The sequence below is a fragment of the Brevundimonas sp. genome, assembly GCF_035627475.1.
Taxonomy (GTDB): Bacteria; Pseudomonadota; Alphaproteobacteria; order Caulobacterales; family Caulobacteraceae; genus Brevundimonas.
On sequence record NZ_DASPLR010000044.1, the window covers coordinates 1 to 26,229 of the forward strand.

The following is a 26,229-nucleotide window of genomic DNA, read 5'->3' on the forward strand; positions in this document are numbered from 1 at the left end:
TAACCGGCTTCGGTCAGGGTCGTGGCGTCGGCCATGGTGAAGGGCACGTCGATGATGCGCGCCAGCGTCTGGGCCAGCAGCGTCTTGCCCGAGCCGGTCGGCCCGATCAGCATGATGTTCGACTTGGCCAGCTCGACGTCGTTGTTCTTCGTCGCGTGGTTCAGGCGCTTGTAGTGATTGTGGACGGCGACGCTCAGCACCTTCTTGGCGTGCGACTGGCCGATCACGTAGTCGTCGAGGACCTCGCGGATCTCCTTGGGCGACGGCACGCCGTCCTTGGCCTTGGAGAACGAGATCTTGTGCTCTTCACGGATGATATCCATGCAGAGCTCGACGCATTCATCGCAGATGAACACGGTCGGCCCGGCGATGAGCTTGCGCACCTCGTGCTGGCTCTTTCCGCAGAAAGAGCAGTAGAGCGTGCTTTTGGCGTCTGTGCCGGCGGCTTTGGTCATCGACCCTTCTCACTCCCGCGATGGCCCCGATATGAGGCCAAACGCGCATCCCCTGCGTTTGATTCCCGAACAATGGGCGCAAAGGTCTTCAAAAAATGACAATCACCCATCCCGCCGCCCGCCACAACCCCGCGAAAGCGGAGCAGGAGGCGGAAGCGGACGGTTCACTGTTGATGGTGATCGCGGCGAATGTCTGACATGGGAAGCGACGCTCCGTTTCGCCAGCGGCCCCGCAAGGATCAGGCCATCGTCGCCTTCGACTTCGACGGCACCCTGACGATCCGCGACAGTTTCACCGAATTCCTGCGCTGGCGGGCCGGTCCGGGCGGCTGGGCGCTGGGTCTGGTGAAGATGGCCCCCGCCGTGGCGACCTACGCCCACGACCGTGACCGGGGCCGGATCAAGGCCGCCTCGGTGCGCGAATTCCTCAAAGGCGTGGACCGGACGACATTGGAGGCCGAGGCCGAACGCTTCGCTGACCGGATTTGGGACAGGTTCATGCGGCCCGACGCCCTCGCCTGCTGGAACGCTTGGGGCGAGAAGGGCGCGCACCGGGTGATCGTCACCGCCAGTCCTGAAACCACCGTGGCCCCGTTCGCCCGCCGGCTCGGCGCGGAGGCCCTGCTCGGGACGCCGCTGGTGTTCGACGCCGAAGACCGGGTCACCGGCGCCTTCGCCAGCCCCAACTGCCGGGGCGAGGAGAAGGTGCGGCGGTTGCGCGCCGTCTATGGCGAGCAGGTCCGCCTCGCCGCGGCCTATGGCGACACCTCCGGCGACACGGAGATGCTGCAGATCGCCGACGAGCCGGGTTTCCGGGTCTTCACCGGCCGTCCCTGAGGTTCACCGCCCCTCGGCGTCCACGTCGAACACTACGGCCTTGCCGCGCGAGGTCGGGTTCCAGCCCGCCTCGATCGCCGCGGCGACGGCGTTGCGGACGTGATCCGTGTTCACGAACTGCTTCTCGGTGTCCGGGCGGCCGTTGGGGCGCAGCGGCGGCGGGAACTGCACCACGGCCTCCCGTTTGAAGTCCTGCTGCCGCAGGGTCACGGCGATGCCTTCCCACTGCCCGCCCGTGGTGGGCCGGGGCTGGCGCCGAAGCTGCCAGTGATAGATGTCGCCGTCGACCTCGACGGTCCCGCTGGTGTCACGCGTCTGCATGGCGGCCTGATAGCACAAATGAAAAAGGCGCACCCCGGGGGGCGCGCCTCTTCCGTTCATGCAGGACGGATCAGGATCCGGGCGTCTTGACCCCGTCCTCGTCGGCCTGCTCGCGCTTGTCATAGACGTGGTCGACGATGCCCCAGGCCTTGGACTCCTCGGCCGACATGAAGTGGTCGCGGTCGAGGGTCTTCTCGACCTCCTCATACGTCCGGCCGGTGTGGTGGACGTAGATCTCGTTCAGGCGGCGCTTGGTGTAGCGGATGTCCTCGGCGTGGCGCTCGATGTCCGAGGCCTGACCACGGAAGCCGCCCGAGGGCTGGTGCACCATGATGCGGGCGTTTGGCAGGGCCACCCGCTGGCCGGCGGCGCCGGCGGCGAGGATCAGCGAGCCGGCAGAGGCGGCCATGCCCATGCACACCGTCGAAACCGGCGAGCGGATGTATTGCATGGTGTCGTAGATCGCCAGCGCCGAGGTCACCTGACCGCCGGGGCTGTTGATGTACATGCTGATTTCCTTCTTCGGGTTCTCCGATTCCAGGAACAGCAGCTGGGCGCAGATCAGCGACGCCATGCCGTCCTCGAAAGGTCCGGTCAGGAAGATGATCCGCTCGCGCAGCAGCCGAGAGAAGATGTCAAAGGCCCGCTCGCCCCGGCTGGATTGCTCGACCACCATCGGGACGAGGTTCATGTTCATCAGTTCGATGGGATCGCGCATATGGGCCTTCTCGGGATGCTCGGGGCGACTCACCGGCCGCCGCCTGTTGGACAGGATATCGCGTCGCGGGACGGTTGACGCAAGGCGCGAGGTCGCTCGCTCCTCATTCCGCCTCGTCCGACGACCGGCGCGACCGCGCCAGGCCATCGGCGACCTCCCCGGCGATGCTGCCCGGATTCTGGCGCATCCGCTCGGAGCCGTACAGGGCATGAAGGTATGACCAGTCCCACGGCGTCAGGCCCGGAGCCGAGCCAGGATCGGAGAACACATTCAGCACGGTGTCAAAGCCGGTAGTGTCGGCGTCGGGATCGACCTGGGCCAGCGAAACCATGGCGACGTAGTCGGCCAGCTGGACGATGTCGGCGCCCGCGACCAGATCGACGTCGACGATCACGATCGTCTTGTTCAGTTCGTCGACCACCTGGCTGTTCAGCCGCGACACGCCCCGGACGGTCGTCACCGGCGGCGACAGGTCGCCGGGCAGGCGCACCGCCCGCTCGCGCGTGTCGCGGTCGACGGGCAGGCTGACCTGCCACCAGCGAACGGGCCGGATGCTCGCCGCGAACCGCTCCAGCGCCTCGCCACCACGATCCAGCCCACTGACGCCGAGATGGAAGGCTCGGCGGTTGTGGTCCACCAGGGCCGCCGCCAGGGCCTGGCCGTCGTCGGCGAAGACCACCAGTATGTTTGCGCGGCAGCCCGGCTGCCCCGGCGACAGGCCGAGGTCTTCCGCCACGGTCGAGATCCGGTCGGCGACATACTGGGCGCGCTCGCTCTCCAGATTGGCCACGCCGACGCAGATGTCGCCGCGCCAGCGGGCCAGCCCCCGACGCTGGGCCGGGGCGGCGATCTCGCCGACGAAATCACGGGCCATCCCGGCCAGCCGGCGTCCCTCGATCGTGACCTCGCCCAGATCGGTCGCCGGCTCCTGGGCCTGCGCGGCCGGAGGCTGCTGCGGCAGGGCCTGCTGCGGCGAACCGGCCAGCAGCGACAGGACAGCCAGGGCGTGCAGGGACATCGGGAACTCCGGAGGGAATTTCCCGACCGTGGCGACCGCGGCGCACGCCGTCAATCGGGTTCGGACGCCCCCTCCGGCCTGTTCCGGTAGGCATCGGCGATCGCCGCCGCCACCGCCTGGACCTGGCTACGCTGGTTGATGCGATGCGATTCCGAGCCGGAGCCGTACAGCCCCTCCAGATAGGCCTGGTCCCAGCCGCTCAGCCCCGGCGGGGCCGCGGCGGGATCGTCGAACAGGTTCAGGATGGTGTCGAACTGGCTGGTGTCCGCGTCGGGATCCACCTGGGCCAGCGCCACCATGGCCAGGTAGGCCCCGAGCTGCTGCGCCGTCGCGCCGTTCAGACGGTCGACGTCGACGATGATGAACACCCGTTTCAGCACATCGACATACTGGCTGCTCAGCCGCGACGGAGAATTCACGTTGGTGATCGGCGCATAGTCCATCGCCGCGCCGGGCCCGACGCCATCGCCGTTGACCTCGCCGGGCATCCGGATCACGGGCATGCCGGTCTGGCTGTCGATCGGCAGGCTGACATGCCACCAGCGCACCGGCCGCTCCTCGGTGGTGAAGTCCCGCAGCGCCGCCTTGCCCCGGTCCATTCCCGGCGAGCCGACCCGGAACAGCACCGGGCGGACAGCCACGAAATCCTCGGCGAAGCGCGCCGCGTCGGTGGTGGCGATGATCAGAACGCTGGGATGGCACGGCGGCTCGTGCGCCCTCAGGCCGAGACCGCGGGCGACGTCGGAGACCTGATCGGCCAGCTGTTGCGACACCCCGTTCTCGAGGTTGGCCACGCCGACACAGACGCCGTCATGCCAGCGCGCCAGCCCACGGCGGCCCGCGGGGGCGGCGACCAGGTCGACGTATTCCTCGGCCGCGGCCTCCAGCCGCCGCGCATCGACGACGACATCCTCCAGCCGGACCGGGTCGTCGGCCGGGACGGGCGCCGGCGGCGCAACCTGCTGCGCGGCGAGGACCGCGGCGAGCAGTGCGCCGACGATCATGGCTGGGCCTCCGGCGCGCCGTCCTCCCCTGCCCTGAGGATGCGGGTCACCGCCCGCGCCTGCCGCGAGGGATCGATCCGGTCGGGCCGGGACCGGTACAGGCTCTCGAGATAGCTCCGGTCCCAGGTCGTCAGCCCGGCGGGAGCCGCCGAGGCGGCGAACAGGTTCAGGACGGTGTCGTAGCCCGCGATATCGCCCTCCGGATCGACCTGGGCGAGGCTGACCATCGCCAGATATTCGGCCAGCTGGTCGCCGCCGATCCCCTCGACCTTCCCCGCGTCCACGATGACGATGACCTTGTTGAGCACGTCGGTGATGGGCCGGCCGTGGTTCACCAGACCCTCGGCCGGGACGTAGATCGGTCCGAAGTCGCCGGGCATGCGGATCGCGCGCTGACCGGTCGATCCGATGACCGGCAGGCTGACGTGCCACCAGCGGACCGGCGCGTCCGATTGCCGGAAGACCTCGAGCGCCGCCTTGCCGCGGTCCAGCCCGCCTACGCCGAGGTGAAACAGCGGACGCTCCGCCTCGACGACGGCGTCGGCCATGGCCCGGCCGTCATCGGCGAAGATCACCACCACATTGGGCCGGCAACCGGGCTCCGCCAGCCGAACGCCGTACTCGTCGGCCACGGTCGAGAGCCTGTCGACCAGGGCTCGCGCCTGATCCGGCTGCAGATTGACCACGCCGAAGCAGACCCGGTCCCACCAACGGGCGATGCCCCTTCTGCGCGGCGGCGCGGCCACCTCTTCGACGAACTCGCGGACCCGCTCATCCAGACGCCGGCCGTCGATGACCACATCCTCCAGCACCGCGGCGCCGGTCGGATCATCGGCCGGGGGCGTTTGGGGAACGGCTGGCGAATTCTGTGGTGACAGCGCCGCCAGGGTCAGGGCGCCGAGCAGGGATGCGAAGGTCATGGCGGGCCGCCAGGTTGCGCTCCGGCCCAAGCCGGAGTTGTACCCTGTTCCCGAAAGCCGGGATCGTCAATCGGGCGGCCGGACATGCAAACCCCCGCTCCGGCGGGCGGAGCGGGGGCTGGAAATCAGGGAGGGAAGACGGGATCAGATGTCGTCGTCTTCCTTGAGCAGCTCTTCCTTGGTGATCTTGGCGTCGGTCACCTTGGCCTGATCGAAGATCAGGTCGCAGACCTTCTCCTCATAGATCGGGGCGCGCATCTGGGCGGCGGCGTTCGGGTTCTGGCGGTAGAAGTCCAGCACCTGACGCTCCTGGCCCGGGTAGTTGCGGGCCTCGTTCATGATGGCGTTGTTCAGCTCCTGGTCGGTGACCTGGACGTTGTTGGCGCGGCCGATCTCGGCCAGCACCAGACCCAGGCGCACGCGGCGCTCGGCGATCTTGCGGTACTCTTCCTTGAGCTTCTTCTCGGACTTCTTGGCGTCCTCTTCGGGCAGGCGGCCGGCTTCCTTGTCGGCCTGAACCTGCGACCAGATGCCCTCGAACTCGGCGTCGACCATCCTGGGCGGCAGCGGGAAGTCGTGGGCCTTGTCCAGCTCGTCGAGCAGGGCGCGCTTCAGCTTGAAGCGGGCCGCGCCCTTGTACTGCTGGTTCAGGTTGTCGCGCAGCAGCTCCTTGAGCTTGTCCAGCGACTCCAGGCCGATGCGCTTGGCGAAGTCCTCGTCCACCTTGGCGGGGGCCTCGGCCTTGATGGCCTTGACCTTGACGTCGAAGGTCACGGCTTTGCCGGCCAGATGTTTGGCCTGGTAGTCCTCCGGGAAGGTCACGTTGAGAACCTTCTCCTCGCCGACCTTGGCGCCCTTCAGCTGTTCCTCGAAGCCCGGGATGAAGCGGCCCGAACCGATCACCAGCTGGGTGTCCTCGGCGGCGCCGCCCTCGAACGGCTCGCCGTCCAGCTTGCCCAGGAAGTCGATGGTGACCTCGTCGCCCTCGGCGGCCTTGACGGTCTTGCCGGTCTTGTCCTCGTAGGTCTTGGCCTGTCCGGCCAGCTCGTTCAGCGCCTCTTCGAGGTCGGCGTCGCTGGCCTCGTAGGTCGGACGCTTCAGCTTCAGCGTCTTGATGTCGACCGGCGTGAAGTCCGGCATCACCTCCAGCGACATCTCGTAGGCGAGATCCTCGCCGCCGGTCAGAACCTTGTCCATGTCCGAGGTCAGCTTCATCTCGGCCGGGGCGGCGGGGCGCACCTTGGCGTCGTCCAGCGCCTTCTGGCTCGACTCGTTGAGGGCGTTGTTGACGATCTCGCCCATCAGGTCGCGGCCGAAGGTCTTGCGGACGTGCGAGGCCGGGACCTTGCCGGGACGGAAGCCCTTCAGCTTCATCTGCGGCGCGACTTCCTTCAGTTTCGCGTCAAGCTTCTGGTTCAGCTCCTCGGCGGGAATGGTCACCGCGATCACGCGGCTGAGGCCTTCGGAGGACTTTTCGACGACTTGCATGGTCGGGATTCTGACGCTCTGGGGCGGCGCCATTGAGGCAGGCGCTGCGCGGTGTGGGTAAAGCAAAAAGGGCCGCCTCGAAGCCGTTTCCGGTGAGGCGGCGCCTTGAAGCCCGCCCTTATGTAGAGGACGGCCCGAAAGGTCAATGTGAACCCGCAGGGATCGGGTTTCGGCCGAAGGCGGGAGCCGCTATCTGGGAGGCCATGGACCAGCCCCCTCCCCCGATCGGCGTCGCCGTCTTCCCCGTCACGCCGCTGCAGCAGAACTGCACCCTCGTCTGGTGCCGCAAGACGCTGAAGGCCGCGATCATCGACCCGGGCGCCTCGGTCGACGCCCTTCTGGGCGCAGTGGCGAAGCAGGGGCTGACGCTCGACGCCATCTGGATCACCCACGGCCACCTCGACCACGCCGGCGGCGCGGCGGAGATGCAGGAAAAGACCGGCCTCGACATCATCGGCCCCCACCCGGACGATCAGTTCTGGATCGACGGCATCCCTCAGCAGGGCCGGATGTACGGCCTGCCTGAGGCGCGCAGCTTCACCCCGACCCGTTGGCTGGCCAATGGCGACGTGCTGACGCTCGGCGAAACGACCTGGGAGGTCTACCACTGCCCGGGCCACACGCCCGGCCACGTCGTCTTCTTCAACCGCGAGGCCCGTTTCGCCCAGGTGGGCGATGTCCTGTTCCAGGGCTCGATCGGCCGGACGGACTTTCCGCGCAGCGACCACGGCGCACTCCTGAGCGCCATCGTGACCCGGCTCTGGCCGCTCGGCGACGACGTGACCTTCGTCCCGGGGCACGGGCCCAGCTCGACCTTCGGGGCCGAGCGGCGGAACAATCCTTTCGTGTCCGACGAGGCCATGCGGCGGGCCCCGATCGCCCGCGCCGCCACGGGGCCGTCCTAGCGGGCGATCAGCATTCCGATCACGACGCCGATTCCCAGGGCGTAAAGCGTGGCCCTGATCGGCTCGTCCTCGACCGCGCGCCGCAGCCGCTCGGTCCGGGCCCGGCTCCACTCGCGCGCGGCCAGAGCGTCCTCGCGCACCGCCTCGTGCACCGGTTTCGGACCGAAAGCCCGCGCCTCGCCCTCCGCCAGGATGGCGTCCGCCTCCCGTTCCAGGCGGGCCGTCTCCAGATCGGCTTCGTCCTCGATGTCCTCGGGCGAGGTCGGGCCGGTGTAGGTCTCGGTCATGGCGGGCTCCCTGGGGGTGGACTTCGGCAGTTCAATCCGCGCACGCCGCGGCGGTTCCGGACCTTTCGGATCGTGATTGAACGGGCCCTCCGGCCCGGCGTTCAGTTCGCTGAAGGAGGCCGCCATGACCTATATCGAACCCACCCCGCCCGGCACGCCCCAGCCCGATATCCCGCAACCGGACACCCCCCAGCCGGACATCGATCCCGGCTCGACGCCTGCGGAGGTGCCGCCCCTCGACCCCGGCGGCGGCGGCGAAGGCGATTCAAGACCCTATGGCGAAGGCGGCGGCTGACGCCGCTCCAAACCCCCTGATTCGCTCGCGTTTCCGTGAGGTGCGGGCCGGAACCGGACGGCGGCGCGGGGGTTCATTCAGCAACCTCGACCGTCGGCGTGAAAGGACATTGCAATGGCAGTAGGTCAGCCCACACGAGCCTCTGGCGTCTCCAAGCGGGGCTTCGCCTCCATGGACCCCGAGCGACAGCGCGAGATCGCGCGCAAGGGCGGAGCCAGCGTGCCGAGCGAAAAGCGCAGCTTCTCGCAGGATCGCAGCCTGGCGGCCCAGGCGGGACGCAAGGGCGGCGAGGCCTCGCACGGTTCCCGCACCAAGGACGCGCGCCGCGGCGATCAGGCCTAGCCACCGGTTCCCCAACCGACGGGCGGCTCCTCCGGGGAGCCGCCCCTTTTTTGCCGGTCAGGACTCGAGCAGGGCCAGCGCCACCGACGGCTCGGGGCCCGCTTCGAAGGCCGCGACCCTCCAGCCCGAGGCCGCCGCCAATTCGCGCACCGAGGCTTCGGTGAATTTGCGCGAGTTCTCCGTGTGGATGGTCTCGCCCTTGCGGAAGGCGATGACACGGCCGTCGATCTCCACCTCCTGATCGCAGCTCGCCTCCAGATGCATTTCCATGCGGGAGGCGTCCGCGTTCCACACCGCCCGGTGAACGAAGCTGTCGATGTCGAACCCCGCCTTCAGCTCACGGTTGGCGCGAACCAGCAGGTTGCGGTTGAAGGCGGCCGTCACCCCGGCCGCGTCGTCGTAGGCGGCGGTCAGCACCTCGGGTGACTTGACCAGATCCACGCCGAGAACGAACAGGGCGCCCTCGCCCAGCTGCGTCCGGGCCGCGCTCAGGAAGGCCTCGGCCTCCGCCGGCTCCAGGTTCCCGATCGTCGAGCCGGGGAAGAAGCCGACCCGCCGGCCCCGGCCTATTCCCTCGGGCAGTGCGGCCAGGTGAAGGAAGTCGCCCACCAGGGGCGCCACGGTGAGAGCCGGATAGCTCTCGGCGATCCGCCGGGCCGCGGCGTTCAGCGCGTCGGCGCTGATGTCGATCGGAACGTAGGCGGCAAGGCCGGGGGCCGCGTCCAGCACGATCCGGGTCTTCTCGCTGGCGCCGGATCCAAACTCGACCAGCGTCGCATCCGCGCCGAACCGGGCCGCCCACGCGGGAGCGACCTCCCGCAGCAGGGCGGCCTCCTGCCGGGTCGGGTAGTATTCCGGCAGCCGGGTGATCTCCTCGAACAGCCGCGACCCCTCGGCGTCGTAGAACCATTTGGGCGACGCGGTCTTTGGCGAGCGGGCCAGGCCGGCGAGCAGGTCGCGGCGGAAGCGGGCCGTCTCGCCGTCCTTCTGCGCGCGCGCAGGCGTCGGCGGCAAATCTTCGGCCAGTCTCAATCCCATGAACGCCCACCTCTGATGCGGATAGAAGAAGTTCCGGTAGCTGACCCGTCCATGCCCCTCCGGCGTCGCCCAGGACGACCCGCGCAGCACAATCTGATTGGCCATGAACTTGCCGTTGTACTCAGACGCGGTTCCTTCGGTCGGCCTGAAGCCCCGATATGGGGTGTATGCGCTCGAGGTCCACTGCCAGACCTCGCCAAAAGCGTTCGAGAACATTTCGGGCCGGCAGCGGACCGCATGTTCCCACTCCGCCTCGGTCGGCAGGCGCCGGCCGGCCCAGCGGGCGAAGGCCTCGGCCTCGTAGAAGCTGACGTGCCGCACCGGCGCGTCGGGTTCGACCGGACGCCGCCCCGCCAGCGTCATCGTGGTCCAGGCTCCGTCGCCCCCGCGCCAGTATAGCGGAGCCGCCCAGCCTTCCGCCTTCACGACCGCCCAGCCGTCCGACAGCCACAGCTCCGGGCGGCGGTAACCGCCGTCCTCCATGAAGGCCATCCAGTCCGCGTTGCTGACCAGATCATGGTCCAGCCCATAGGGCTCCAGCCATTCGCGATGGGCCGGTCCCTCGTTGTCGAAGGCGAAGCCGCCCCCCTCGTGGCCGATCCTGACCAGGCCGCCCTCGAACCGGGTCATGCCGCCCCGGGGACCCTGCGCCGGCAGCCCTCGCGGCTCCGCGTCATAGGCGGCGGGATCCAGCGGCGACCTGGACATCAGGTTCAGCAGGTCCATCAGGAAGAGCTCCTGATGCTGCTGGTCGTGATGCAGACCGAGGGTGAAGAGATAGGCCTGCCGCTCATCCGGCGCGCTGCGTTCCAGCCACGCCTCCATGCGGCGGTCGACCTCGCGCCTGTAGGCCAGCACCTCGTCCAGGGATGGCCGCGTCATCAGCCCGCGCTCGCGCCGCTCCACCCGCTCGCCCAGCGCCTCGTAATAGCTGTTGAACAGGGTATGGAACCGCGGATCGACCGGCCGGTAGCCCGGCTCATCGCCCAGGATCAGGGCCTCGAAGAACCAGCTGGTATGGGCCAGGTGCCACTTGCCGGGGCTGCAGTCGGGCATCGACTGGGCCGCCAGGTCCTCCGGGCTCAGCCCCCAGGTCAGCGCCGGCATGGCGGAGCGGACGCGGCGGAACTCCTCGATCATCGCGCCCCTCGTCGCGGAGGCCCTGATGGTTGCGCTCATGCTCAGCCCCCTTGCCATAGCCCGGCGGTTCGGGACAACGCGCCATGGTCCCGTTTTGTTCCATGCGGAAGCTTGCCTGTCCAGCGGAACGGTCCAGCCGAGCAGGCGTTCAGATCACACGTCCCTGATTTCCGGTGACATTCCGTTATCGAGAGCTTTTTCCGCATGTCGCTGCCCCGTGCGCCACTGGAGGGTCAGGATTCCGGCCCCGCCGCCCCCGGGGGAATCGTCGACCGGACCGACTGGCGCGAGGCCGTCACGGCGCGCATCCCCTCGCTGCGCGCCTTCGCCTGGTCCCTGTCGCGCAACGGCGCCGACGCGGACGATCTCGTCCAGGAGACCCTGACCAAGGCGTGGACCTACCGCGACCGCTTCGAGCCCGGCACAAATCTCAGGGCCTGGCTTTTCACCATCCTGCGGAACTCCTGGTATTCTTCGGTCGCAAAGCGCAGCCGTGAGGTGGCGGACGAGGACGGCCACCACGCCGCGCGCCTGACCGCCGAGGGCAGCCAGGAATGGACCGTCGAGCTCAGCGCCCTGAAGACCGCCCTCGACGACCTGCCCCCCGAGCACCGCGAGGCCATCGTCATGGTGGGCGCCGCCGGCCTGTCCTACGAAGAAGCGGCGGAGATCGCCGGCTGCGCGCTCGGCACCATCAAGAGCCGCGTCAACCGCGCGCGAAATCGTCTGGCCGAGGCCATGGACATGCCCCGCGGAGACGCCTGAGGCTCAGGAGAGCTTGTCGGCCCGCTTCGGGTCGGCGGCCAGCCGGTCGACGTGGGTGGTGATTGCCTCGGGCACCGGCTCGGTCTCGACGGCTTCGAATGCGTCGCGCAAAACCCGGTCCACCGGCGGCATTTCCTGATCTTTCAATCGCTTCGCCATAGGCTGCTTCACTAACCTGCGGCGCACTGAAGTTGAACAGTTAAGTCGGCTTTCCGACATAATGTTCCGCATCAGAGACTGCGAATTGCGTCCAGCAGCTCCTCCACCGCCTCGGCCGTCGTGGCCCAGGAGCAGACGAAGCGGACCGATCCGTCGTCGAACCGGTAGCAGGCCCAGCCGAGCTCATTGAGCCGCCGGTGGGCCTCCGGCGACATGCGCACGAAGACGGCGTTGGCCTCGACCGGATGCGCCAGGGCGAAGGCCGATCCCGCGAGGATGCCGTCCGCCAGCCGCTGAGCCATCAGGTTGGCGTGGGCGGCGCCGTCCTCCCAGGCGTTGCTTTCCAGCAGGCCCAGGAAGGGCGCGGCCAGATAGCGGGCCTTGGAGGCGGTCTGCCCCGCCTGTTTCAGCCGGTTGTCGATCCGCCGGGCCAGCGACCTGTCGAACATGACGATGGCCTCGGTGCAGTTGGCCCCCGCCTTGGCCCCGCCGAACACCAGCACGTCCACTCCCAACCGGGCGATCTGGGTCAGGTCGAACCCCGCCGCCGCCGCATTGGCCAGCCGCGCTCCGTCCAGGTGCACGCCGTAGCCCTTCAGCTTCACCGGCTCGACCAGGTGGCGCAGTTCCTCCTCGCTGTAGACCGTGCCGTATTCGGTGGACTGGGTCAGGCTCAGAGCCGCCGGCGGCTGGCGGTGGCCGACCTCCGGCTCGTCGAGCGCCGCGGTCAGCGCCAGCGGGTCGATCTTGCCGGAGAATCCGGGCAGGCCGATCAGGCCCACGCCTGAGCCGAAGAAGCCCGGGGCCCCTGTCTCGTCGGTGCAGACATGGGCGGCATGATGAGCCAGCACCGCCTCGTGCGGCCACGCCAGCATCGACAGGGCGATGGCGTTCGCCGCCGTGCCGGAGAAGACGAAGCGGATCTCGGCGTCCGCGTCCAGCCGGCGGCGGATCTGGTCGGCGGCCCGGGCGGTGACGTCGTCGGCGCCGTAGGCCCGCGCATAGCCCGCATTGGCCTCGACCAGGGCCTGCAGCGCGGCCGGAGCCATGCCTGCGGTGTTGTCCGATCCGAAGTCGTAACGCATCGCTCAGCCTTCTCCCTCTGCCGGGTCATCCGCGGAACCGTCGTCGCGATGGGCCTTCTGCTCGACCGTGCGGACGGTGACCACCGGCATGACGTCCTCGTCGCCATAGGGCACGGCCACCTGGTGGGGGAACGGAATCTCGATGCCCGCGGCGTCGATCGCCTCCTTGCCTCCCTGCATCAGGTCGGCCTGGACCTGCCACCAGTCCTCCGACTTCACCCAGGCCTGGAGCGAGATCTGCACGGCGCTGTCCAGCAGGCCGGTGACTCCCGTCCAGGGCGGCGGGTCCGGCAGCACCTTCTCATGGCCCTCCGCGACCCCCGCCAGCACCGCCCGCGCCGCGTTCAGGTCCTCGCCGTAGCCGACGGTGAAATTGATCTCGATCCGCCGGGTCTTCTGCCCCGACAGGTTCAGGATCACATCGTTCAGCACCTTCGAGTTGGGCACCACGATCTTGTGATTGTTGGCGTTCGACATCTGCGTGGTGAACAGGTCCAGCCGCTGCACGGTGCCCGACGCGCCGCCCACGTCGATTACGTCCCCGACCTTGTAGGGTCGCAGGACCAGCAGCAGCACGCCCGCCGCGACGTTCGACAACGTTCCCTGCAGCGCCAGTCCGACCGCCAGGGACGCCGCGCCGAGCACCGCTATGATCGAGGTGGTCTGGACGCCCAGCCGCTGCAGCACGGCGATGAAGCCGACGATGTAGACCACCACCCGCACCACCTGCACGACGAAGCTGAGCACGGTCGGGTCGTGACGGAAGCCACGCACCTTCGACAGGGCCCGGCGGGTGATCCGCGAGGCCCATTTCGCCCCGATCACCGTGGCGACGAGGATGATCGAGGCGATCGTCAGATTGACCGCCAGATCCCCGGCCATGTCCGTGACCTTGGCCAGCACGGCCGCGTCCAGGGTCATCGCCTGCTGGCCCGCGGCCACGGCGTCGTTCAGCGAAGTCGGAAGCGAAAGCATGGGCCGGGTCTAACGCGCCTGCCCGGATTTGGAAGCCCGTGGAGCCGGAAATGTCCTCGTGCGTTCTGCCGGCGGGTCGGCTTGCGCCACGGTGCAAAGTCGAGATTGCCGTGCGCGGCATTCGGAGGGGGAAATGAAGAAGTCTGCTCTGAACGTCGGGGTCGATGTTCCCTGGGTCACCAGCTGGACGGTGGAGACGATCGTGGGCGTCAGGCGGTGCCCGACGGTCGGCGGACACCCCGCCCTCGTCCAGACCGAGGCCTCCGGCAATGGCCGTCCCGTCTATTCGCAAAACCATCTGGTGCGACAGCGCCGGACCGTTCTCGGCATGCTGTGCCCGATGTGCGGCCGGCCGACCCCGCCCGAAGACCGATGGACCCAGGTGGCTCGCCAGACGCCGGCCGGCCTTCTGCGCCGGGCCGGCAAGGCCGTCGGGCTGTCCCGCGAGATCGAGGACAGGCAGGTGGTCGTGGACGCGGGGTCAATCGCGCCCTCGCACAAGGCCTGCGTGGACCGGTCGCTGCGATACTGCCCGCACCTCAAGGCCGATCCGGAGGTCGATGTGATGCCCTTCCCGGCGCGCTGGACGATCTTGCCCCTGCTCATCGAAGCGTCCCCGACGCTCGAAGGTGGCGCCGTCGCCGGCGCCGCCATTCTGGTGGTGACCTTCCTTCAGCTTGTGGGCATCACGGGGCGGATGGATCGCGACTGGCGCTTCCGCAGGGTCGCGCCGCGCCGGAGAATTGGACAGCGGCGACAGTGACAGTGCTAGTGAGCAGGACGGGGGGCGACGAGGGCTCACCGGCACTGTCACTCCTCACTTCACCGGCGCGTTTTGCTCGAAATGACCGACCTCCCCTCCCTCCGCGAGAGCCTCGACGCCCACGGGCTGTCGGCGAAGAAGAGTTTCGGCCAGCATTTCCTGCTGGACCTGAACGTGACCCGCAAGATCGTGCGGCTGGCCGGACCGTTCGAGGGGCGCGCCGTCATCGAGGTCGGGCCTGGCCCCGGCGGGCTTACGCGGGCGCTGCTGGAGAGCGACGCGGGCAAGGTGGTGCTGGTCGAGAAGGATCCGCGCTTCCTGCCGCTGCTGGCCAAGCTGGACGATGGGTCGGGCCGGCTCGAGATCATCGAGGGCGATGCGCTCAAGGTGCGCGAGACGGAACTGGTCGCGGGCCCGGCGCACGTGGTGTCGAACCTGCCGTACAACGTGGGCACCGCCCTGCTGATCAAATGGCTGACGGGGCCGTGGCTGCCGTACGCCCTGACCCTGATGTTCCAGAAGGAGGTGGCCGAACGCATCGTGGCCGCCCCCGGAGACGACGCCTACGGCCGGCTGGCGGTGATCGCCCAGGCGGTGTGCGAGGCGCGGCTGGTCATGCACCTGCCCGCCGCCGCCTTCACCCCTCCGCCCAAGGTGGCCAGCGCGGTGGTGCATCTGGTCCCGAGGCCGGACCGGCCGGATCGCGAGACGCTGAAGCGGCTGGAGCGGGTCACGGCGGCGGCTTTCGGCCAGCGCCGCAAGATGCTGCGGTCGAGTCTGAAGACACTGGGCGGCGCGGCCCTGTGCGAGGCGGCCGGGATCGAGCCGGGCGCGCGGGCGGAGGTGATCGACGGCGCAGGATTCCTGCGGCTCGCGAAGGCGCTGGGACCGGGCGGTTGAGCGAACCGGTGAAGACCTGCGGCGGATGACGGAGCTCACTTCATGGCAAGTCGGCGGGCTGGTGCTGGGCCTGATCGCCTATGCCATCGCCTGGATCTGGGGCGGGCGCCCCGAACGGCTGGCGGCGGGTGTGTTGCTGTTCACCTGCCTGCTCTCGAGCCTGACCTTCGGCTGGGAGGTGGGCGGGTTCTACTGGTTCGCCATGGCGCAGGATTGCGTGCGTCTGCTGATCTTCGGCTGGCTGTGCCTGCGGTTCGACCGCTGGTGGAGCTTCGTCATCACCGCGGCCCTGGGGCAGATGCTCTTCGTATACGCCGCCCAGCTTCTGATCCCGGCCGTCACCCAGTATGCGGTGGCCTCCGCCCATGTCGGTCTGGGTTATCTGATCGACCTGGCCCTGCTGCTCGGCGTCAGCGAGCGCTGGCTGGCCGGGGAGGAGCCGGCCCGCCTCGCAGCATGGAAGGCGGCCGACAGGGCGACGGCGTGGAGGCGTCGCCGCAGGGACGGCGCGCGGCTGCAGGAAACCTCCGTCCCGTGACCGCCTGGCAATCCGGCGGACTCGTCCTCGGCTATTTCGCCTACGCCGTCGCGTGGGTGAGGGGCGGACCGCCCGAACGGTTGGGCGCGGGCGTATTGCTGCTCGCCTGCCTGGTGGCGAACCACGCCAATGGCTGGGAGGTCGGCGACCTCTATCCGGGCTTCATAATCATGGACAGCGCCATCTTTCTCGTCTTTGGCTGGCTCAATTTCCGGTCTGACCGATGGTGGACCGCGGTAGCCGCCGGCGCCGCCGGTCTGATCGTTCTGGGACACGTCATCCGGCTGCTGGACCGCAGCTTTGCGCACGGCGCGATGGTCTCGGCGAAGATCGGCCTCGCCTATGTCGTGGACCTGGCCCTGCTGGCAGGCGTCGGCGAGCGGTGGCTGGCAGGCGAACAGCCGGCGGGGCGCGCCGCATGGGCGGCGGCGAACCGGATGACGGCGGCGCGGCGCGGGGCGCCGGCGCCATAGCCCCGCCGCGGCCCTAGCGCGTTCCCGCGGCGGTCTCCGCCTTGCGCTCCACCACGATCCGCAGCAGGGCGTCCACCGCCGCCTCCGGGGAGACCCGGCAGTCGTCGATCAGCCGCTGCAACTGGGGACCGACGTCCGGGGTGACGCGGGCGGCGACCATCGACCAGTCGCGGAACAGCCGGCCGCTCACGGGCCGGCGCGAGAGAATCGTGAGGTCGGTGTGGCGGGCGTCGGCATCGAGGCGGCGCAGCAGCCCGTCGAGCGCCGGCGCCGGCCCCTCGATCACCTGCAGGAACCATCCATCGTTGACGGCCAGGGCGCCGGTGAGGCCCTCGCGCGCATTATTGCGCTGGGCTTCCCCGAGAAGCTCCGAGATCGCCTGCAGCGAGGTGGTGTCGATACAGGCCCGGCTGCAATAGACCAGCCGCTCCAGGCTCTCGGCCCCCCTCTTTCCGAACATGGTTACCTCCGCCAGCCCCGACGAAAGGTTGCGAGCGGCCAGTTGGTTGCAGTCGGCCTCCCGATGACGCGGGCGCGGCGCAACAAAAAGGGCCGCCCCCGGGGGAGCGGCCCTTCCATTGTCAGCCGGCGAACGGCTTCGTCTTCAGGCGACAGCCCCCGCCAGAGGGGAGGCCGGGCTCATCCGACGGGCCGCGCGCGGCGTGAGACAATGAGACATTCGACCACCTCCTTTCGTTGTTGAAACAGTGCGTTGGAGATGGGGAGCAGCGCGCGGCATTCAAGAGCCGGGGCCGCCCCCCGATGGGTCAGACCGCCTCGTTCAGCAGGGCGGTCTTGTACTTCTCGACCCAGATGTTGCGGAAACGCTTCGAGCGCTCGGCATGGTAGATGTGGGCCAGCTCGGCGTAGGAGCGGTCGAAGTCGTCGTTGACGAAGACGTAGTCGAACTCGCCGCAGTGCTCGATCTCGCCCTTGGCGTTGGCGATGCGGCGGTCGATGACCTCCTCGGCGTCCTGCGAGCGGGTGACGAGGCGGCGGCGCAGCTCTTCCAGGCTGGGTGGCAGGATGAAGACCCGGACCGCATCCTCGGGGCATTTGCGCGCGATGTCGCGGGCGCCCTGCCAGTCGATGTCGAACAGCACGTCGCGGCCCTCGGCGAGGGCGCGGTCGATGGGCGCGCGCGGGCTGCCGTAGCGGCTGCCGTGGACGTCGGCCCATTCGAGGAAGGCGTCGGCCTCGACCATGCGCTGGAACTCGGCGTCGCTGACGAAATGGTAGTCGCGATCGGCGACCTCGCCCGGGCGGATGCCGCGGGTTGTCATGGAGACGGACAGTTCGAGGCCGCCGTGGTCGGCCATCAGGCGGCGGCACAGGCTGGTCTTGCCGGCGCCCGAGGGGCTGGCGACGATCAGGAGGACGCCGCGGCGGGGCGTGCGTTCATTCGACATTCTGGACCTGTTCCCGCAACTGCTCGATGACGGCTTTCAGCTCGAGGCCGATTCCGGTGAGCGCGGTCGTAGCCGATTTCGAGCAGAGGGTGTTCGCCTCCCTCATGAATTCCTGCATCAGGAAGTCGAGTTTCCGCCCGGCGGGGGGTTGCTGCAACAGGGTGCGGGCCGAGGCGAGGTGGGCGGTCAGCCGGTCGAGCTCCTCGCGCACGTCGGCCTTGGTCGCGAGGGCGGCGGCCTCGAGGATGATGCGGTCCTGCAAGCCCGGGGCGCCCAGTTCCGAAAGATTGGGGGCCAGCTCGGTCATCCGGCGGGTGAAGCGGTCGCGTATGGCCTCGACCTGGGCGGCCGCCTCGGCTTCGGCACGGCCGACGAGAACCTCGATCCGCTCCACAAAGGCTTCGACCACCGGCAGGAGCTGGGCGCCCTCACGATCGCGGGATGTCTTCAGGGCGTCGAAGGCGGCGTCGATGGAGGCGGCCATGGCGGCCTCGACGGCGGCGCGGGCCTCGGCGTCCTCCTCCTCCTCGGGGGCTTCCAGCACGCCGCGCAGGCCCAGCAGGCCGTCGGCCGAGGGCGGCGTCGCCCCCTCCTCCGCCAGCTGGTTGGCCAGGGCCAGGTAGCGGGCGAGGATGTCGTCATTGACCTTGAGCGCGGCGGCGCCCGGGTCGGCGCGTTTGGCCTGGACGCCGACCGTCACCTGGCCGCGGCTGAAATGTCTCTGGGCCGACGCCTTGGCGGCGCGTTCGAGGCTGTCGAAACCGGGCGGGCCGCGGAAGCGGACCTCCAGGTTGCGGCCGTTGACCGAGCGCGTCTCGACCGACCAGGTCCAGGCCCCCTGCGCACCCTCGGCCCGGCCGAAGCCGGTCATGCCGGAAATGGTGCTCATTGCGCCGGAGCCGCTTGCGGAACGCGGATGACCTGGGCGCCGGGCGGGACGACGACGCCCGGGGGGACGGCTCCGGCCTCGGGGCTGGCGTTGGGCACGGTGGGGACGGTTCCCGGGACAGCCGGCGGCGGGCTGCCGGGGGGCAGGCCGGCCTTGCGCCGTTCGATCTCGCGCCAGCGGGCGACGTTGGCGAGGTGCTCTTCGTAGGTGCGGGCGAAGGCGTGGCCGCCGGAGCCGTCGGCGACGAAATACAGTTCGCTGGAAGGCGGCGGATTCAGCACGGCGGCGATGGCCTCACGGCCCGGATTGGCGATCGGCGTCGGCGGCAGGCCGTCGATCTGATAGGTGTTCCACGCGGTCTGGCGCTCCAGCTCGGAGCGGCGGATGCCCCGCCCCAGCGGCCGGCCCTGGGTCAGGCCGTAGACGATGGTCGGATCGCTCTCCAGCCGCATGCCGATGCGCAGGCGGTTGGAGAAGACGGCGGCCACCCGCGGGCGCTCGGCGGCGACACCGGTCTCCTTCTCGACGATGGAGGCGAGGATGACAGCCTCCTCGGGCGACTTGACGACGGTGCGGGGCGAACGCGCGGCCCACAGGCGGGCGAGATTATCGGCCTGGGCCGTGGTCATGCGGGCGATGACGGACGCACGGGTCTCGCCGCGGCTGATCTCGTAAGTATCGGGCCACAGCGAGCCCTCCTCCGGCACGGTGTCGATCGTGCCGGTGAGCAGGGGCTGGTTGTTGAGGATGTCGACCGCCTGGGCCGAGGACCAGCCTTCTGGCAGGGTGACGTAGTGGCGGACCACCTTGCCCTCGACCAGCAGCACCAGGACGGAGCGCAACGACGCGCGGGAGGGCACCTCGTATTCGCCCGCCCTCAGCTTGCGATCGGCGCCGGTCAGGGTCGCGGCGGCCTTGAACATATCGGTCGAGCGGATCACGCCCGCGGCCTTCAGATTGGCGGCGATGGCGTTGACCCCGGCCCCGCTGGGCAGGGTGACGATGGTGGAGTCCCCTTCGCGCGCGGCCGGTCCGGGCGCGTAGAAGACGCTCCAGCCGGCGACGAGGGCGATGATCAGGAAGACGCTGAAGGTGGCCGAGGCCGCAAGCAGGGCCGTGGCCCGCCCCGACCGGGATCGGCTGGTTTTCGGAGCCCCCGCTCCCCGAAAGCGTCCGAACATCAGCCGACCTTCTTGAAGATGACGCTGGCGTTGGTGCCGCCGAAGCCGAAGCTGTTGGACATGGCGACGTCGATCTTCATCGGCTGGCCCTTGTCGCGGACCAGGTTCAGGGGCGTTTCGCGCTCCGGATCATCGAGGTTGATGGTCGGCGGGGCGATCTGGTCGCGGATGGCCAGGATGCAGAAGATGGCCTCGATGGCCCCGGCCGCGCCCAGCAGGTGGCCGGTCATCGACTTGGTCGAGGACAGGGCGACATTGGGCGCGTGATCGCCCATCAGCCGTTCGATCGCCCCGGCCTCGATCCAGTCCGCCATGGTCGAGGTGCCGTGGGCGTTGACGTAGTCGATGTCGGACACGTCGATGCCGGCCCGCTTCACCGCCATCTGCATGGCCCGGTAGCCGCCCTCGCCGTCCTCGGCCGGGGCGGTGATGTGGTAGGCGTCGCCGCTGAGGCCGTAGCCGACGATCTCGGCGTAGATGGTCGCCCCGCGGGCCTTGGCATGCTCGTACTCTTCCAGCACGACGATGCCGGCGCCCTCGCCCATGACGAAGCCGGAGTGGTCCTTGTCCCACGGCCGCGAGGCCTTCTCCGGTTGGTCGTTGTAGGCGGTGCACAGGGCCTTGCAGGCGAGGAAGCCGGCGATGCCGATCGGCACGATGGAGCTTTCGGCCCCACCCGCGACCATCACGTCGGCGTCGTCGAGGGCGATCATGCGGGCCGCGTCGCCGATGGCGTGGGCCCCGGTGGCGCAGGCGGTGACGACCGAGTGGTTCGGCCCCTTGAGCCCGTGGCGGATCGAGATCTGGCCGCTGGTCAGGTTGATCAGGGCCGAGGGAATGAAGAAGGGGCTGACCCGGCGCGGACCCTGCTCCTTGAGGATGATGGCGGTGTCGGCGATGGGGCCCAGGCCGCCGATGCCGGAGCCGACCATGACGCCGGTGCGCTGGCGCTGTTCCTCGGTCTCCGGCTTCCAGCCGGCGTCGGCGAGCGCCTCGTCCGCCGCCGCGATGGCGTAGACGATGAAGTCGTCGACCCGCTTGCGGTCCTTGGGCGACATGACCTTTTCGTGGTCGAACACGCCCGGCTGACCGGGAGCGCCGCCGCCGCGGCCGTCGACCGAGGGAATCTCACCGGCGATGGTGCAGGCGTAGCCCTCGGTGTCGAAGCTGGTGATCGGGCCGATGCCGGAACGGCCCTCGACGATGCCCTTCCAGTTGTGTTCGACGCCCCAGCCCAGGGGGGTCAGAAGGCCGAGGCCCGTGACGACAACGCGGCGCATGCCCGCTCCTTCACTCAGAATCTTGACCTTAAACAGTAATGGCCGCCGGGCGGCCCCGCTAGGGGCGCGCCACGGCGGCCATCAGAGCCGTATCTGGCTGGCGACGATCAGCCGGCCAGCTTCTCGTCGATGAATTTCACGGCGTCGCCGACCGTCTGGATGTGCTCGGCGGCGTCATCCGGAATCTCGATGTCGAATTCTTCCTCGAAGGCCATGACCAGTTCGACGTTGTCGAGCGAGTCAGCGCCCAGGTCGTCGATGAAGCTGGCCTTTTCAACGACCTTTTCCGGATCGGCGTCCAGGTGGTCGATGACGATCTTGCGGACGCGTTCCAGGGTGTCGGACATGTTTGTCTCTGCTCGTTGGGCCGCCTGAGCGGCTGTTGTCAGTCCTTGCCGTATGACGACGGCGACGGCTGCGCAAGCCTTCAACGAAGACTCAGGCGAACCGGTTGCGTGGGCTTTAGCACAGCCGTGAGGGCTGGAAATAGCCTGTAGCGATCCGTGATCGCCTCAGATCATCGCCATGCCGCCGTTGACGTGCAGGGTCTGGCCCGTGACGTAGGCGGCCTCGTCCGACGACAGATAGACGGCGGCGGCGGCGATCTCGTCGCCGGTGCCGAGGCGCCCGGCCGGGATGTTCTTCAGGATGGTCTCGCGCTGCTGGTCGTTGAGCACCTCGGTCATCGGCGAGGCGATGAAGCCGGGGGCGATGCAGTTGACGGTGATGCCGCGCGAACCGACCTCCTGCGCCAGCGACTTGGAGAAGCCGATCATGCCGGCCTTTGAGGCGGCGTAGTTGGTCTGGCCCGGGTTGCCGGTGACGCCGACCACCGAGGTGATGCCGATGATGCGGCCCGAGCGGCGCTTCATCATGCCTTTCATGGCGGCGCGTGAGAGGCGGAAATAGCTCTCGAGATTGACCTTGATGACGTCGGTGAAGTCCTCGTCCTTCATCCGCATCAGCAGGCCGTCCTTTGTGATGCCGGCGTTGGCCACGAGGATGTCCAGCGGGGCGCCGGCGGCTTCCTCGGCGCGGGCGATCAGGCCGTCGACGGAGTCGGGATCGGACAGGTTGGCGGCGGCGGTGAAGGCGCGCTCGCCCAGCTCTTTCGCCAGATCCTGCAGCACCGCCTCGCGGGTGCCCGAGAGGACAACAGTCGCGCCCTGGGCGTGCAGGGCGCGGGCGATGGCCCCGCCGATGCCGCCCGTGGCGCCGGTGACGAGGGCGGTCTTGCCGGTGAGATTGAACATTTTTTCTCCTACTACGGGCGGCTACCCAAGTACCATGCGAGCACGACAACAAGTATCGCGAATGCCGCAAGGCTCAGGTTCAGTTTGGTGTCGATACGCTTTTTGGCGGCAGCATCGGAACGCTTGCGCTCTTCCTCTATCTGTTGCGCCTCATCGGCAGCCAAGTGATACGGCAACTGTCTTGCTATCCAAATCCCGAGCGCTCGTTTGAAGTCTGCTTGATAGCCGCCGTCATCTTTGGACTGACCGCTGATGCCCCCGGGACACGAAAAATCGGGGAAATACCAATGAATGACCTGACCGCCCGAGAACACGACTTGGCCGTCGGATCCAAGGAATGAAACCTTTGCCGTCTCATAGTACTGGTGGATTGTTACTTTCTTCGCAGCATCGGGATATGCACCGACCACAGATTTCATCCACTCACAAGCATCTGCAGCCTGCTGAATGAGTGTGGCTCTCTCACCTTTCTCGACTTCAGCCAAATGACGCTGCTCAAGTATCAACCTATCGAGGTCGGGATCACGATCGGTCATTTGACGCAACAGTCTTCGCGAAGGCTTCCAGGTCTTCGGGCGTGTTCAGCGACAGGCTCTCCGCGTCGGGGGCGATGCGTTTGGCCATGCCGGTCAGGACCTTGCCCGAGCCGATCTCGGCGAAACGGGTCACGCCCCCCGATCCAGAGTCCTGGCCGGCCATCCATTCCATCGACTCGCGCCAGCGGACGCGGCCGGTGACCTGTTCGATCAGCAGGCCGCGGATGATCTCGGGATCGGTCTCCGGCCGGGCGGTGACGTTGGCCACCACGGGCACGGCGGGCGCGACGATGGTCGCCCCGGCCAGGGCGGTGGCCATCTCGTCGGCGGCGGGCTGCATCAGCGGGCAGTGGAACGGCGCCGAGACGTTCAGCGGAATGGCGCGGGCGCCGAGTTCCTTGGCCTTTTCGATGGCCCGGTCGACCGCGGCCTTGTCGCCGGAAATGACGATGTTGCCGGCGTTGTTGTCGTTGGCCACGACGCAGACGCCGACCTCCGAGCCCGCTTTCGCGGCTTCCTCGGCCAGGGCGAGATCGGTCTTCGGTCCGATCAGGGACGCCATGGCCCCGCGGCCGACCGGCACGGCGCGCTGCATGGCCTGGCCGCGCAGCTTCAGCAGGCGGGCGGTGTCGGAGAGGCTGATCGCCCCGGCGGCGCACAGGGCCGAGTATTCGCCGAGCGAATGGCCGGCGACGAAGGCGGCGCGGCTGGCGTCGACGCCGAATTCGATCTTGAGCGCCCGGGCGGCCGCCATCGACACGGCCATCAGAGCCGGCTGGGCGTTCTCGGTCAGGGTCAGCTGATCCTCGGGCCCTTCGCGCATCAGCGACGACAGTTTCTGCCCCAGCGCCTCGTCGACCTCGGCGAAGACATCGCGGGCTGACGCGAAGGCGTCGGCGAGCGCCGCGCCCATGCCGACCGACTGGCTGCCTTGTCCGGGGAACAGCAGGGCGAGGGTCATGAGGCGCTCCGAAGGCCGTGAATCGAGGCGGCAGCGATAGGCCGGGCTCGCGGCAGGGGCAAGATGCACCCCGTCGCGAGATCAAAGCGATCTTTCGCGGAACCGGGTTCCGTGGCACCGTCCCGCCTGGACCAGGGAGGAGAGTCCGTCATGACCGTCGTCCAGCCACGCCCTCGGGCGCCGCGACGCGTGTTCTATCTGATCGTGGCCCTGGCGACCGCCGCGATCGTGTTCGCCGGCTTCGCGCCCAGCTTCTACCTGCGGGCCGCCGAGACCGGGCCGCTGAAGCCCCTGCTGGTCGTGCATGGGATCGTTTTCACCGCCTGGCTTGGCGTGTTTCTGGTGCAGACGGCGCTGATTCCGGCCCGGCAGGTCAAATGGCACCGGCGGCTTGGGTGGGCCGGACTGGCGCTGGCGGCGGCGATGGTGGCGCTCGGCGTCGCGGCCGGCGTGGACGCCCTGCGGGCGGGCTCCGCCCCGCCGGGCCTGGACCCGCGCGTGTTCGCCATGTTGCCGTTCGGCGACATCGCCATCTTCGCCGGCCTGATCGGCTGGGCGGCGGCGAAGCGGCGCGAAGCCGACTGGCACAAGCGGCTGATGGTCATGGCGACGGTCAGCCTGCTGACGCCGGCCCTGGCGCGCATCGTCATACCTTTCAACGGCGGGCCGATCGGCTTCCTCGGCCTGACCACCCTGGCGGTCGCGGCGGTGATCGCTTTCGACTGGATCGCACACCGCAGACCGCATCCGGCCTATCTGTGGGGCGGAGCGCTGATCGTCCTGCTCAAACCGCTCCTGCTGTTCCTCGTCGCCCCTTCGGCGCCGTGGCTGGCGCTGATGGATGTGATCCGGGGCTGATATCTAGAACAGCACGGCCGGATTCATGATCCGGTGCGGGTCCAGCGCGGCGCGGACAGCCTGCATGGCGCGGATCTCGAGCGGGGTCTTGTAGCGCCGGGCCTCATCGGTCTTGAGGCGACCGAGGCCGTGTTCGGCGGAGATGGAGCCGTCGTGGCGGGCGACGATGTCGTGCACGATCTGCGAGCCCTCGGCCCAGCGGGCGAGGAAGGCGGGGCGATCGCCGCCGGGCGGACAGAGGACGTCGTAGTGGAGGTTGCCGTCACCGACGTGGCCGAAGGCGCTGACCCGGGCGCCGGGGTGGAAGCGTTCGACGGCGGCGGTGGCCTCCTCGAGGAAGTCGGGGATGCGCGAGACCGGGACGGAGACGTCGTGCTTCCAGCCGCCGCCCTCGGGCTTCTGGGCGGCGGACTGCTCCTCGCGGACCTTCCAGAAGGCGGCGCGCTGGGCGTCGTTCTGGGCGATGGCCGCGTCGGTGATCAGGCCGGCCTCGAAGGCATGGGACAACAGCCGCTCCATGGCCGCGTCGGCGGCGCCGGGCTCGCCGGAGACCAGTTCGACCAGGACGTACCAGGGCGGGGCGGTGTCGAGCGGCTCGCGCGTGCCGGGGATATTGGCGAGCACGAACTCCATGCCCAGCCGCTTCATCAGCTCGAAGGCCTCGACCCCGCCGCCGGTCTCGGCCTTGGCCCGGGCCAGAAGTTCGATGGCGGCGCGCGGGCTGTCGAGCCCGACCATGGCGGTGGCGCGGGAGCGCATGACCGGGAACAGCTTCAGGGTCGCGGCGGTGACCACGCCAAGCGTGCCCTCGGCCCCGATCAGCAGTTGCTTGAGATCGTAGCCGGTGTTGTCCTTCCTCAGCCGCTTGAGGCCGTGGAAGATCTCGCCGTCGGGCAGGACGGCCTCGATCCCCAGCACCAGGTCGCGCATCACCCCGTAGCGGATCACGGCCGTGCCGCCGGCGTTGGTGGAGATCACCCCGCCGATGGTGGCCGTGCCCTCGGCGGCGAGGCTGAGCGGGAACATCCGGTCGGCGGCGGCGGCGGCCTGCTGCGCCTCCAGCAGGGTGACGCCGGCCTCCACCGTCATGGCGTCGTCCAGCGGGGTCACGTCGCGGACCGTGCGCAGCTTGCGCGTCGAGAGCAGCACCTCGCCATACGGAATTTGCCCGCCGACGAGGCCGGTGTCGCCGCCCTGCGGGACGATGGCGACGCGGTGCCCGGCGCAGATCCTGACCGCGGCCGCCACCTGCTCGGTCGAACTCGGCGTCAGCATCAGGGGCGTGTGGCCGTTCCAGCGGTTGCGCCACTCGGTCAGCCAGGGCGCGATCTCGGCGGCATCCTCGGTCCAGCCGCCGTCGCCGAGGGCGGACTTGAGGGCGGCGAGGGCTGCGGCGGACGGCGGGGTCATGGCGCAGGTTGTGTCAAAGTCGTGGA

At 69.0% G+C, this 26,229-nt stretch carries 32 protein-coding genes; 10 read left to right on the forward strand and 22 right to left on the reverse strand.

The features are described from left to right. A partial coding sequence (locus VEA62_RS11335; protein ID WP_324821685.1) for a ClpX C4-type zinc finger protein occupies nucleotides 1–455 on the reverse strand: 455 nt, incomplete at its 3' end. Nucleotides 456–644: 189 nt separating this feature from the next. On the opposite strand from VEA62_RS11335, the gene VEA62_RS11340 reads away from it, so the two are divergent. Next, nucleotides 645–1,292 (forward strand): HAD-IB family hydrolase, encoded by a 648-nt coding sequence (locus VEA62_RS11340; protein WP_414641893.1) that lies wholly within the window; start codon nucleotides 645–647, stop codon nucleotides 1,290–1,292. 3 nt (nucleotides 1,293–1,295) lie between these two features. Here the strand turns inward: VEA62_RS11340 and VEA62_RS11345 are convergent, their stop codons facing one another. The 6 genes from VEA62_RS11345 to tig form a co-directional block, all read right to left on the reverse strand. Further along, nucleotides 1,296–1,613: a hypothetical protein gene (locus tag VEA62_RS11345; RefSeq protein ID WP_324821689.1), complete on the reverse strand. Its 318-nt coding sequence runs from the start codon at nucleotides 1,611–1,613 to the stop codon at nucleotides 1,296–1,298. A gap of 70 nt (nucleotides 1,614–1,683) precedes the next feature. Further along, nucleotides 1,684–2,331: an ATP-dependent Clp protease proteolytic subunit gene (locus VEA62_RS11350; RefSeq protein ID WP_324811987.1), complete on the reverse strand. Its 648-nt coding sequence runs from the start codon at nucleotides 2,329–2,331 to the stop codon at nucleotides 1,684–1,686. Between the two features lie 103 nt (nucleotides 2,332–2,434). After that, nucleotides 2,435–3,349 carry a hypothetical protein gene (locus tag VEA62_RS11355; protein ID WP_324821691.1) on the reverse strand — a complete coding sequence of 305 codons (915 nt, stop codon included), beginning with the start codon at nucleotides 3,347–3,349 and terminating at the stop codon, nucleotides 2,435–2,437. A gap of 50 nt (nucleotides 3,350–3,399) precedes the next feature. After that, entirely contained in the window at nucleotides 3,400–4,353 is a 954-nt protein-coding gene (locus VEA62_RS11360; RefSeq protein WP_324821693.1) for a hypothetical protein, read from the reverse strand. Further along, entirely contained in the window at nucleotides 4,350–5,273 is a 924-nt protein-coding gene (locus tag VEA62_RS11365) for a hypothetical protein (RefSeq protein WP_324821695.1), read from the reverse strand. The genes VEA62_RS11360 and VEA62_RS11365 overlap by 4 nt, the downstream gene beginning before the upstream one ends. A 144-nt stretch (nucleotides 5,274–5,417) precedes the next feature. Further along, nucleotides 5,418–6,761, reverse strand: coding sequence for a trigger factor (tig, locus tag VEA62_RS11370; protein WP_324821697.1), 1,344 nt, complete (start codon nucleotides 6,759–6,761; stop codon nucleotides 5,418–5,420). 203 nt (nucleotides 6,762–6,964) lie between these two features. Between tig and VEA62_RS11375 the strand changes: the two genes are divergently transcribed. After that, a complete protein-coding gene (locus tag VEA62_RS11375) occupies nucleotides 6,965–7,666 on the forward strand; it encodes an MBL fold metallo-hydrolase (protein WP_324821699.1) in 702 nt (233 codons plus the stop codon). On the opposite strand, the gene VEA62_RS11380 is transcribed toward VEA62_RS11375, so the two are convergent. Beyond that, nucleotides 7,663–7,953, reverse strand: coding sequence for a hypothetical protein (locus VEA62_RS11380; protein WP_324821701.1), 291 nt, complete (start codon nucleotides 7,951–7,953; stop codon nucleotides 7,663–7,665). The genes VEA62_RS11375 and VEA62_RS11380 overlap by 4 nt on opposite strands. A 124-nt stretch (nucleotides 7,954–8,077) precedes the next feature. On the opposite strand from VEA62_RS11380, the gene VEA62_RS11385 reads away from it, so the two are divergent. Then, nucleotides 8,078–8,248, forward strand: coding sequence for a hypothetical protein (locus VEA62_RS11385; RefSeq protein WP_324821703.1), 171 nt, complete (start codon nucleotides 8,078–8,080; stop codon nucleotides 8,246–8,248). A gap of 114 nt (nucleotides 8,249–8,362) precedes the next feature. Further along, nucleotides 8,363–8,590: a general stress protein gene (locus VEA62_RS11390; RefSeq protein WP_324821705.1), complete on the forward strand. Its 228-nt coding sequence runs from the start codon at nucleotides 8,363–8,365 to the stop codon at nucleotides 8,588–8,590. Nucleotides 8,591–8,647: 57 nt separating this feature from the next. Here VEA62_RS11390 and egtB read toward each other — a convergent pair whose 3' ends face one another. Continuing rightward, nucleotides 8,648–10,807 (reverse strand): ergothioneine biosynthesis protein EgtB, encoded by a 2,160-nt coding sequence (gene egtB / locus VEA62_RS11395; protein WP_324821707.1) that lies wholly within the window; start codon nucleotides 10,805–10,807, stop codon nucleotides 8,648–8,650. Nucleotides 10,808–10,972: 165 nt separating this feature from the next. Between egtB and VEA62_RS11400 the strand changes: the two genes are divergently transcribed. Then, nucleotides 10,973–11,533, forward strand: a complete 561-nt coding sequence (locus VEA62_RS11400; protein ID WP_324821708.1) for a sigma-70 family RNA polymerase sigma factor — start codon at nucleotides 10,973–10,975, stop codon at nucleotides 11,531–11,533. 3 nt (nucleotides 11,534–11,536) lie between these two features. On the opposite strand, the gene VEA62_RS11405 is transcribed toward VEA62_RS11400, so the two are convergent. The 3 genes from VEA62_RS11405 to VEA62_RS11415 all read right to left on the reverse strand — a co-directional run bounded on the left by VEA62_RS11405 (nucleotide 11,537) and on the right by VEA62_RS11415 (nucleotide 13,752). Next, nucleotides 11,537–11,692, reverse strand: a complete 156-nt coding sequence (locus tag VEA62_RS11405) for a hypothetical protein (protein WP_324821710.1) — start codon at nucleotides 11,690–11,692, stop codon at nucleotides 11,537–11,539. A gap of 71 nt (nucleotides 11,693–11,763) precedes the next feature. Beyond that, complete coding sequence (locus tag VEA62_RS11410) at nucleotides 11,764–12,777, reverse strand: threonine aldolase family protein (protein WP_324821712.1); 1,014 nt, start codon at nucleotides 12,775–12,777, stop codon at nucleotides 11,764–11,766. A 3-nt stretch (nucleotides 12,778–12,780) separates the two neighbouring features. Further along, nucleotides 12,781–13,752 carry a mechanosensitive ion channel family protein gene (locus VEA62_RS11415; protein WP_324821714.1) on the reverse strand — a complete coding sequence of 324 codons (972 nt, stop codon included), beginning with the start codon at nucleotides 13,750–13,752 and terminating at the stop codon, nucleotides 12,781–12,783. Between the two features lie 133 nt (nucleotides 13,753–13,885). Between VEA62_RS11415 and VEA62_RS11420 the strand changes: the two genes are divergently transcribed. The 4 genes from VEA62_RS11420 (at nucleotide 13,886) to VEA62_RS11435 (ending at nucleotide 16,426) form a co-directional block, all read left to right on the forward strand. After that, on the forward strand, nucleotides 13,886–14,515 hold the full coding sequence (locus VEA62_RS11420) for a hypothetical protein (RefSeq protein WP_324821717.1): 630 nt from the start codon (nucleotides 13,886–13,888) through the stop codon (nucleotides 14,513–14,515). Between the two features lie 81 nt (nucleotides 14,516–14,596). Further along, a complete protein-coding gene (gene rsmA / locus VEA62_RS11425) occupies nucleotides 14,597–15,415 on the forward strand; it encodes a 16S rRNA (adenine(1518)-N(6)/adenine(1519)-N(6))-dimethyltransferase RsmA (protein ID WP_324821719.1) in 819 nt (272 codons plus the stop codon). A gap of 25 nt (nucleotides 15,416–15,440) precedes the next feature. Beyond that, complete coding sequence (locus VEA62_RS11430) at nucleotides 15,441–15,953, forward strand: hypothetical protein (RefSeq protein ID WP_324821721.1); 513 nt, start codon at nucleotides 15,441–15,443, stop codon at nucleotides 15,951–15,953. Continuing rightward, a complete protein-coding gene (locus tag VEA62_RS11435; protein WP_324821723.1) occupies nucleotides 15,950–16,426 on the forward strand; it encodes a hypothetical protein in 477 nt (158 codons plus the stop codon). Before VEA62_RS11430 ends, VEA62_RS11435 begins: the two co-directional genes overlap by 4 nt. 13 nt (nucleotides 16,427–16,439) lie before the next feature. On the opposite strand, the gene VEA62_RS11440 is transcribed toward VEA62_RS11435, so the two are convergent. The 9 genes from VEA62_RS11440 to fabD all read right to left on the reverse strand — a co-directional run bounded on the left by VEA62_RS11440 (nucleotide 16,440) and on the right by fabD (nucleotide 23,935). Next, the gene (locus VEA62_RS11440) at nucleotides 16,440–16,886 is read right to left on the reverse strand and encodes a BLUF domain-containing protein (RefSeq protein ID WP_324821725.1); all 447 of its coding nucleotides are present in this window, start codon (nucleotides 16,884–16,886) and stop codon (nucleotides 16,440–16,442) included. A 307-nt stretch (nucleotides 16,887–17,193) separates the two neighbouring features. Continuing rightward, a complete protein-coding gene (gene gmk, locus VEA62_RS11445; protein ID WP_324821727.1) occupies nucleotides 17,194–17,835 on the reverse strand; it encodes a guanylate kinase in 642 nt (213 codons plus the stop codon). Beyond that, entirely contained in the window at nucleotides 17,825–18,724 is a 900-nt protein-coding gene (locus tag VEA62_RS11450; protein WP_324821729.1) for a YicC/YloC family endoribonuclease, read from the reverse strand. The genes gmk and VEA62_RS11450 overlap by 11 nt, the downstream gene beginning before the upstream one ends. Continuing rightward, nucleotides 18,721–19,905, reverse strand: coding sequence for an endolytic transglycosylase MltG (gene mltG, locus VEA62_RS11455; protein WP_324821731.1), 1,185 nt, complete (start codon nucleotides 19,903–19,905; stop codon nucleotides 18,721–18,723). The genes VEA62_RS11450 and mltG overlap by 4 nt, the downstream gene beginning before the upstream one ends. Further along, complete coding sequence (fabF, locus tag VEA62_RS11460; RefSeq protein ID WP_324821734.1) at nucleotides 19,905–21,185, reverse strand: beta-ketoacyl-ACP synthase II; 1,281 nt, start codon at nucleotides 21,183–21,185, stop codon at nucleotides 19,905–19,907. The genes mltG and fabF overlap by 1 nt, the downstream gene beginning before the upstream one ends. Before the next feature lie 107 nt (nucleotides 21,186–21,292). After that, complete coding sequence (locus VEA62_RS11465) at nucleotides 21,293–21,532, reverse strand: acyl carrier protein (RefSeq protein WP_055830235.1); 240 nt, start codon at nucleotides 21,530–21,532, stop codon at nucleotides 21,293–21,295. A 165-nt stretch (nucleotides 21,533–21,697) separates the two neighbouring features. After that, on the reverse strand, nucleotides 21,698–22,438 hold the full coding sequence (gene fabG, locus VEA62_RS11470) for a 3-oxoacyl-[acyl-carrier-protein] reductase (RefSeq protein ID WP_324821736.1): 741 nt from the start codon (nucleotides 22,436–22,438) through the stop codon (nucleotides 21,698–21,700). Nucleotides 22,439–22,449: 11 nt separating this feature from the next. Beyond that, nucleotides 22,450–22,974, reverse strand: coding sequence for a hypothetical protein (locus tag VEA62_RS11475; RefSeq protein ID WP_324821738.1), 525 nt, complete (start codon nucleotides 22,972–22,974; stop codon nucleotides 22,450–22,452). Next, nucleotides 22,961–23,935, reverse strand: a complete 975-nt coding sequence (fabD, locus tag VEA62_RS11480) for an ACP S-malonyltransferase (protein WP_324821740.1) — start codon at nucleotides 23,933–23,935, stop codon at nucleotides 22,961–22,963. Before fabD ends, VEA62_RS11475 begins: the two co-directional genes overlap by 14 nt. A 150-nt stretch (nucleotides 23,936–24,085) precedes the next feature. On the opposite strand from fabD, the gene VEA62_RS11485 reads away from it, so the two are divergent. Further along, on the forward strand, nucleotides 24,086–24,793 hold the full coding sequence (locus tag VEA62_RS11485) for a hypothetical protein (protein ID WP_324821741.1): 708 nt from the start codon (nucleotides 24,086–24,088) through the stop codon (nucleotides 24,791–24,793). A gap of 3 nt (nucleotides 24,794–24,796) precedes the next feature. On the opposite strand, the gene VEA62_RS11490 is transcribed toward VEA62_RS11485, so the two are convergent. Next, complete coding sequence (locus VEA62_RS11490) at nucleotides 24,797–26,203, reverse strand: FAD-binding oxidoreductase (protein WP_324821743.1); 1,407 nt, start codon at nucleotides 26,201–26,203, stop codon at nucleotides 24,797–24,799. Nucleotides 26,204–26,229 lie beyond the last annotated feature (26 nt).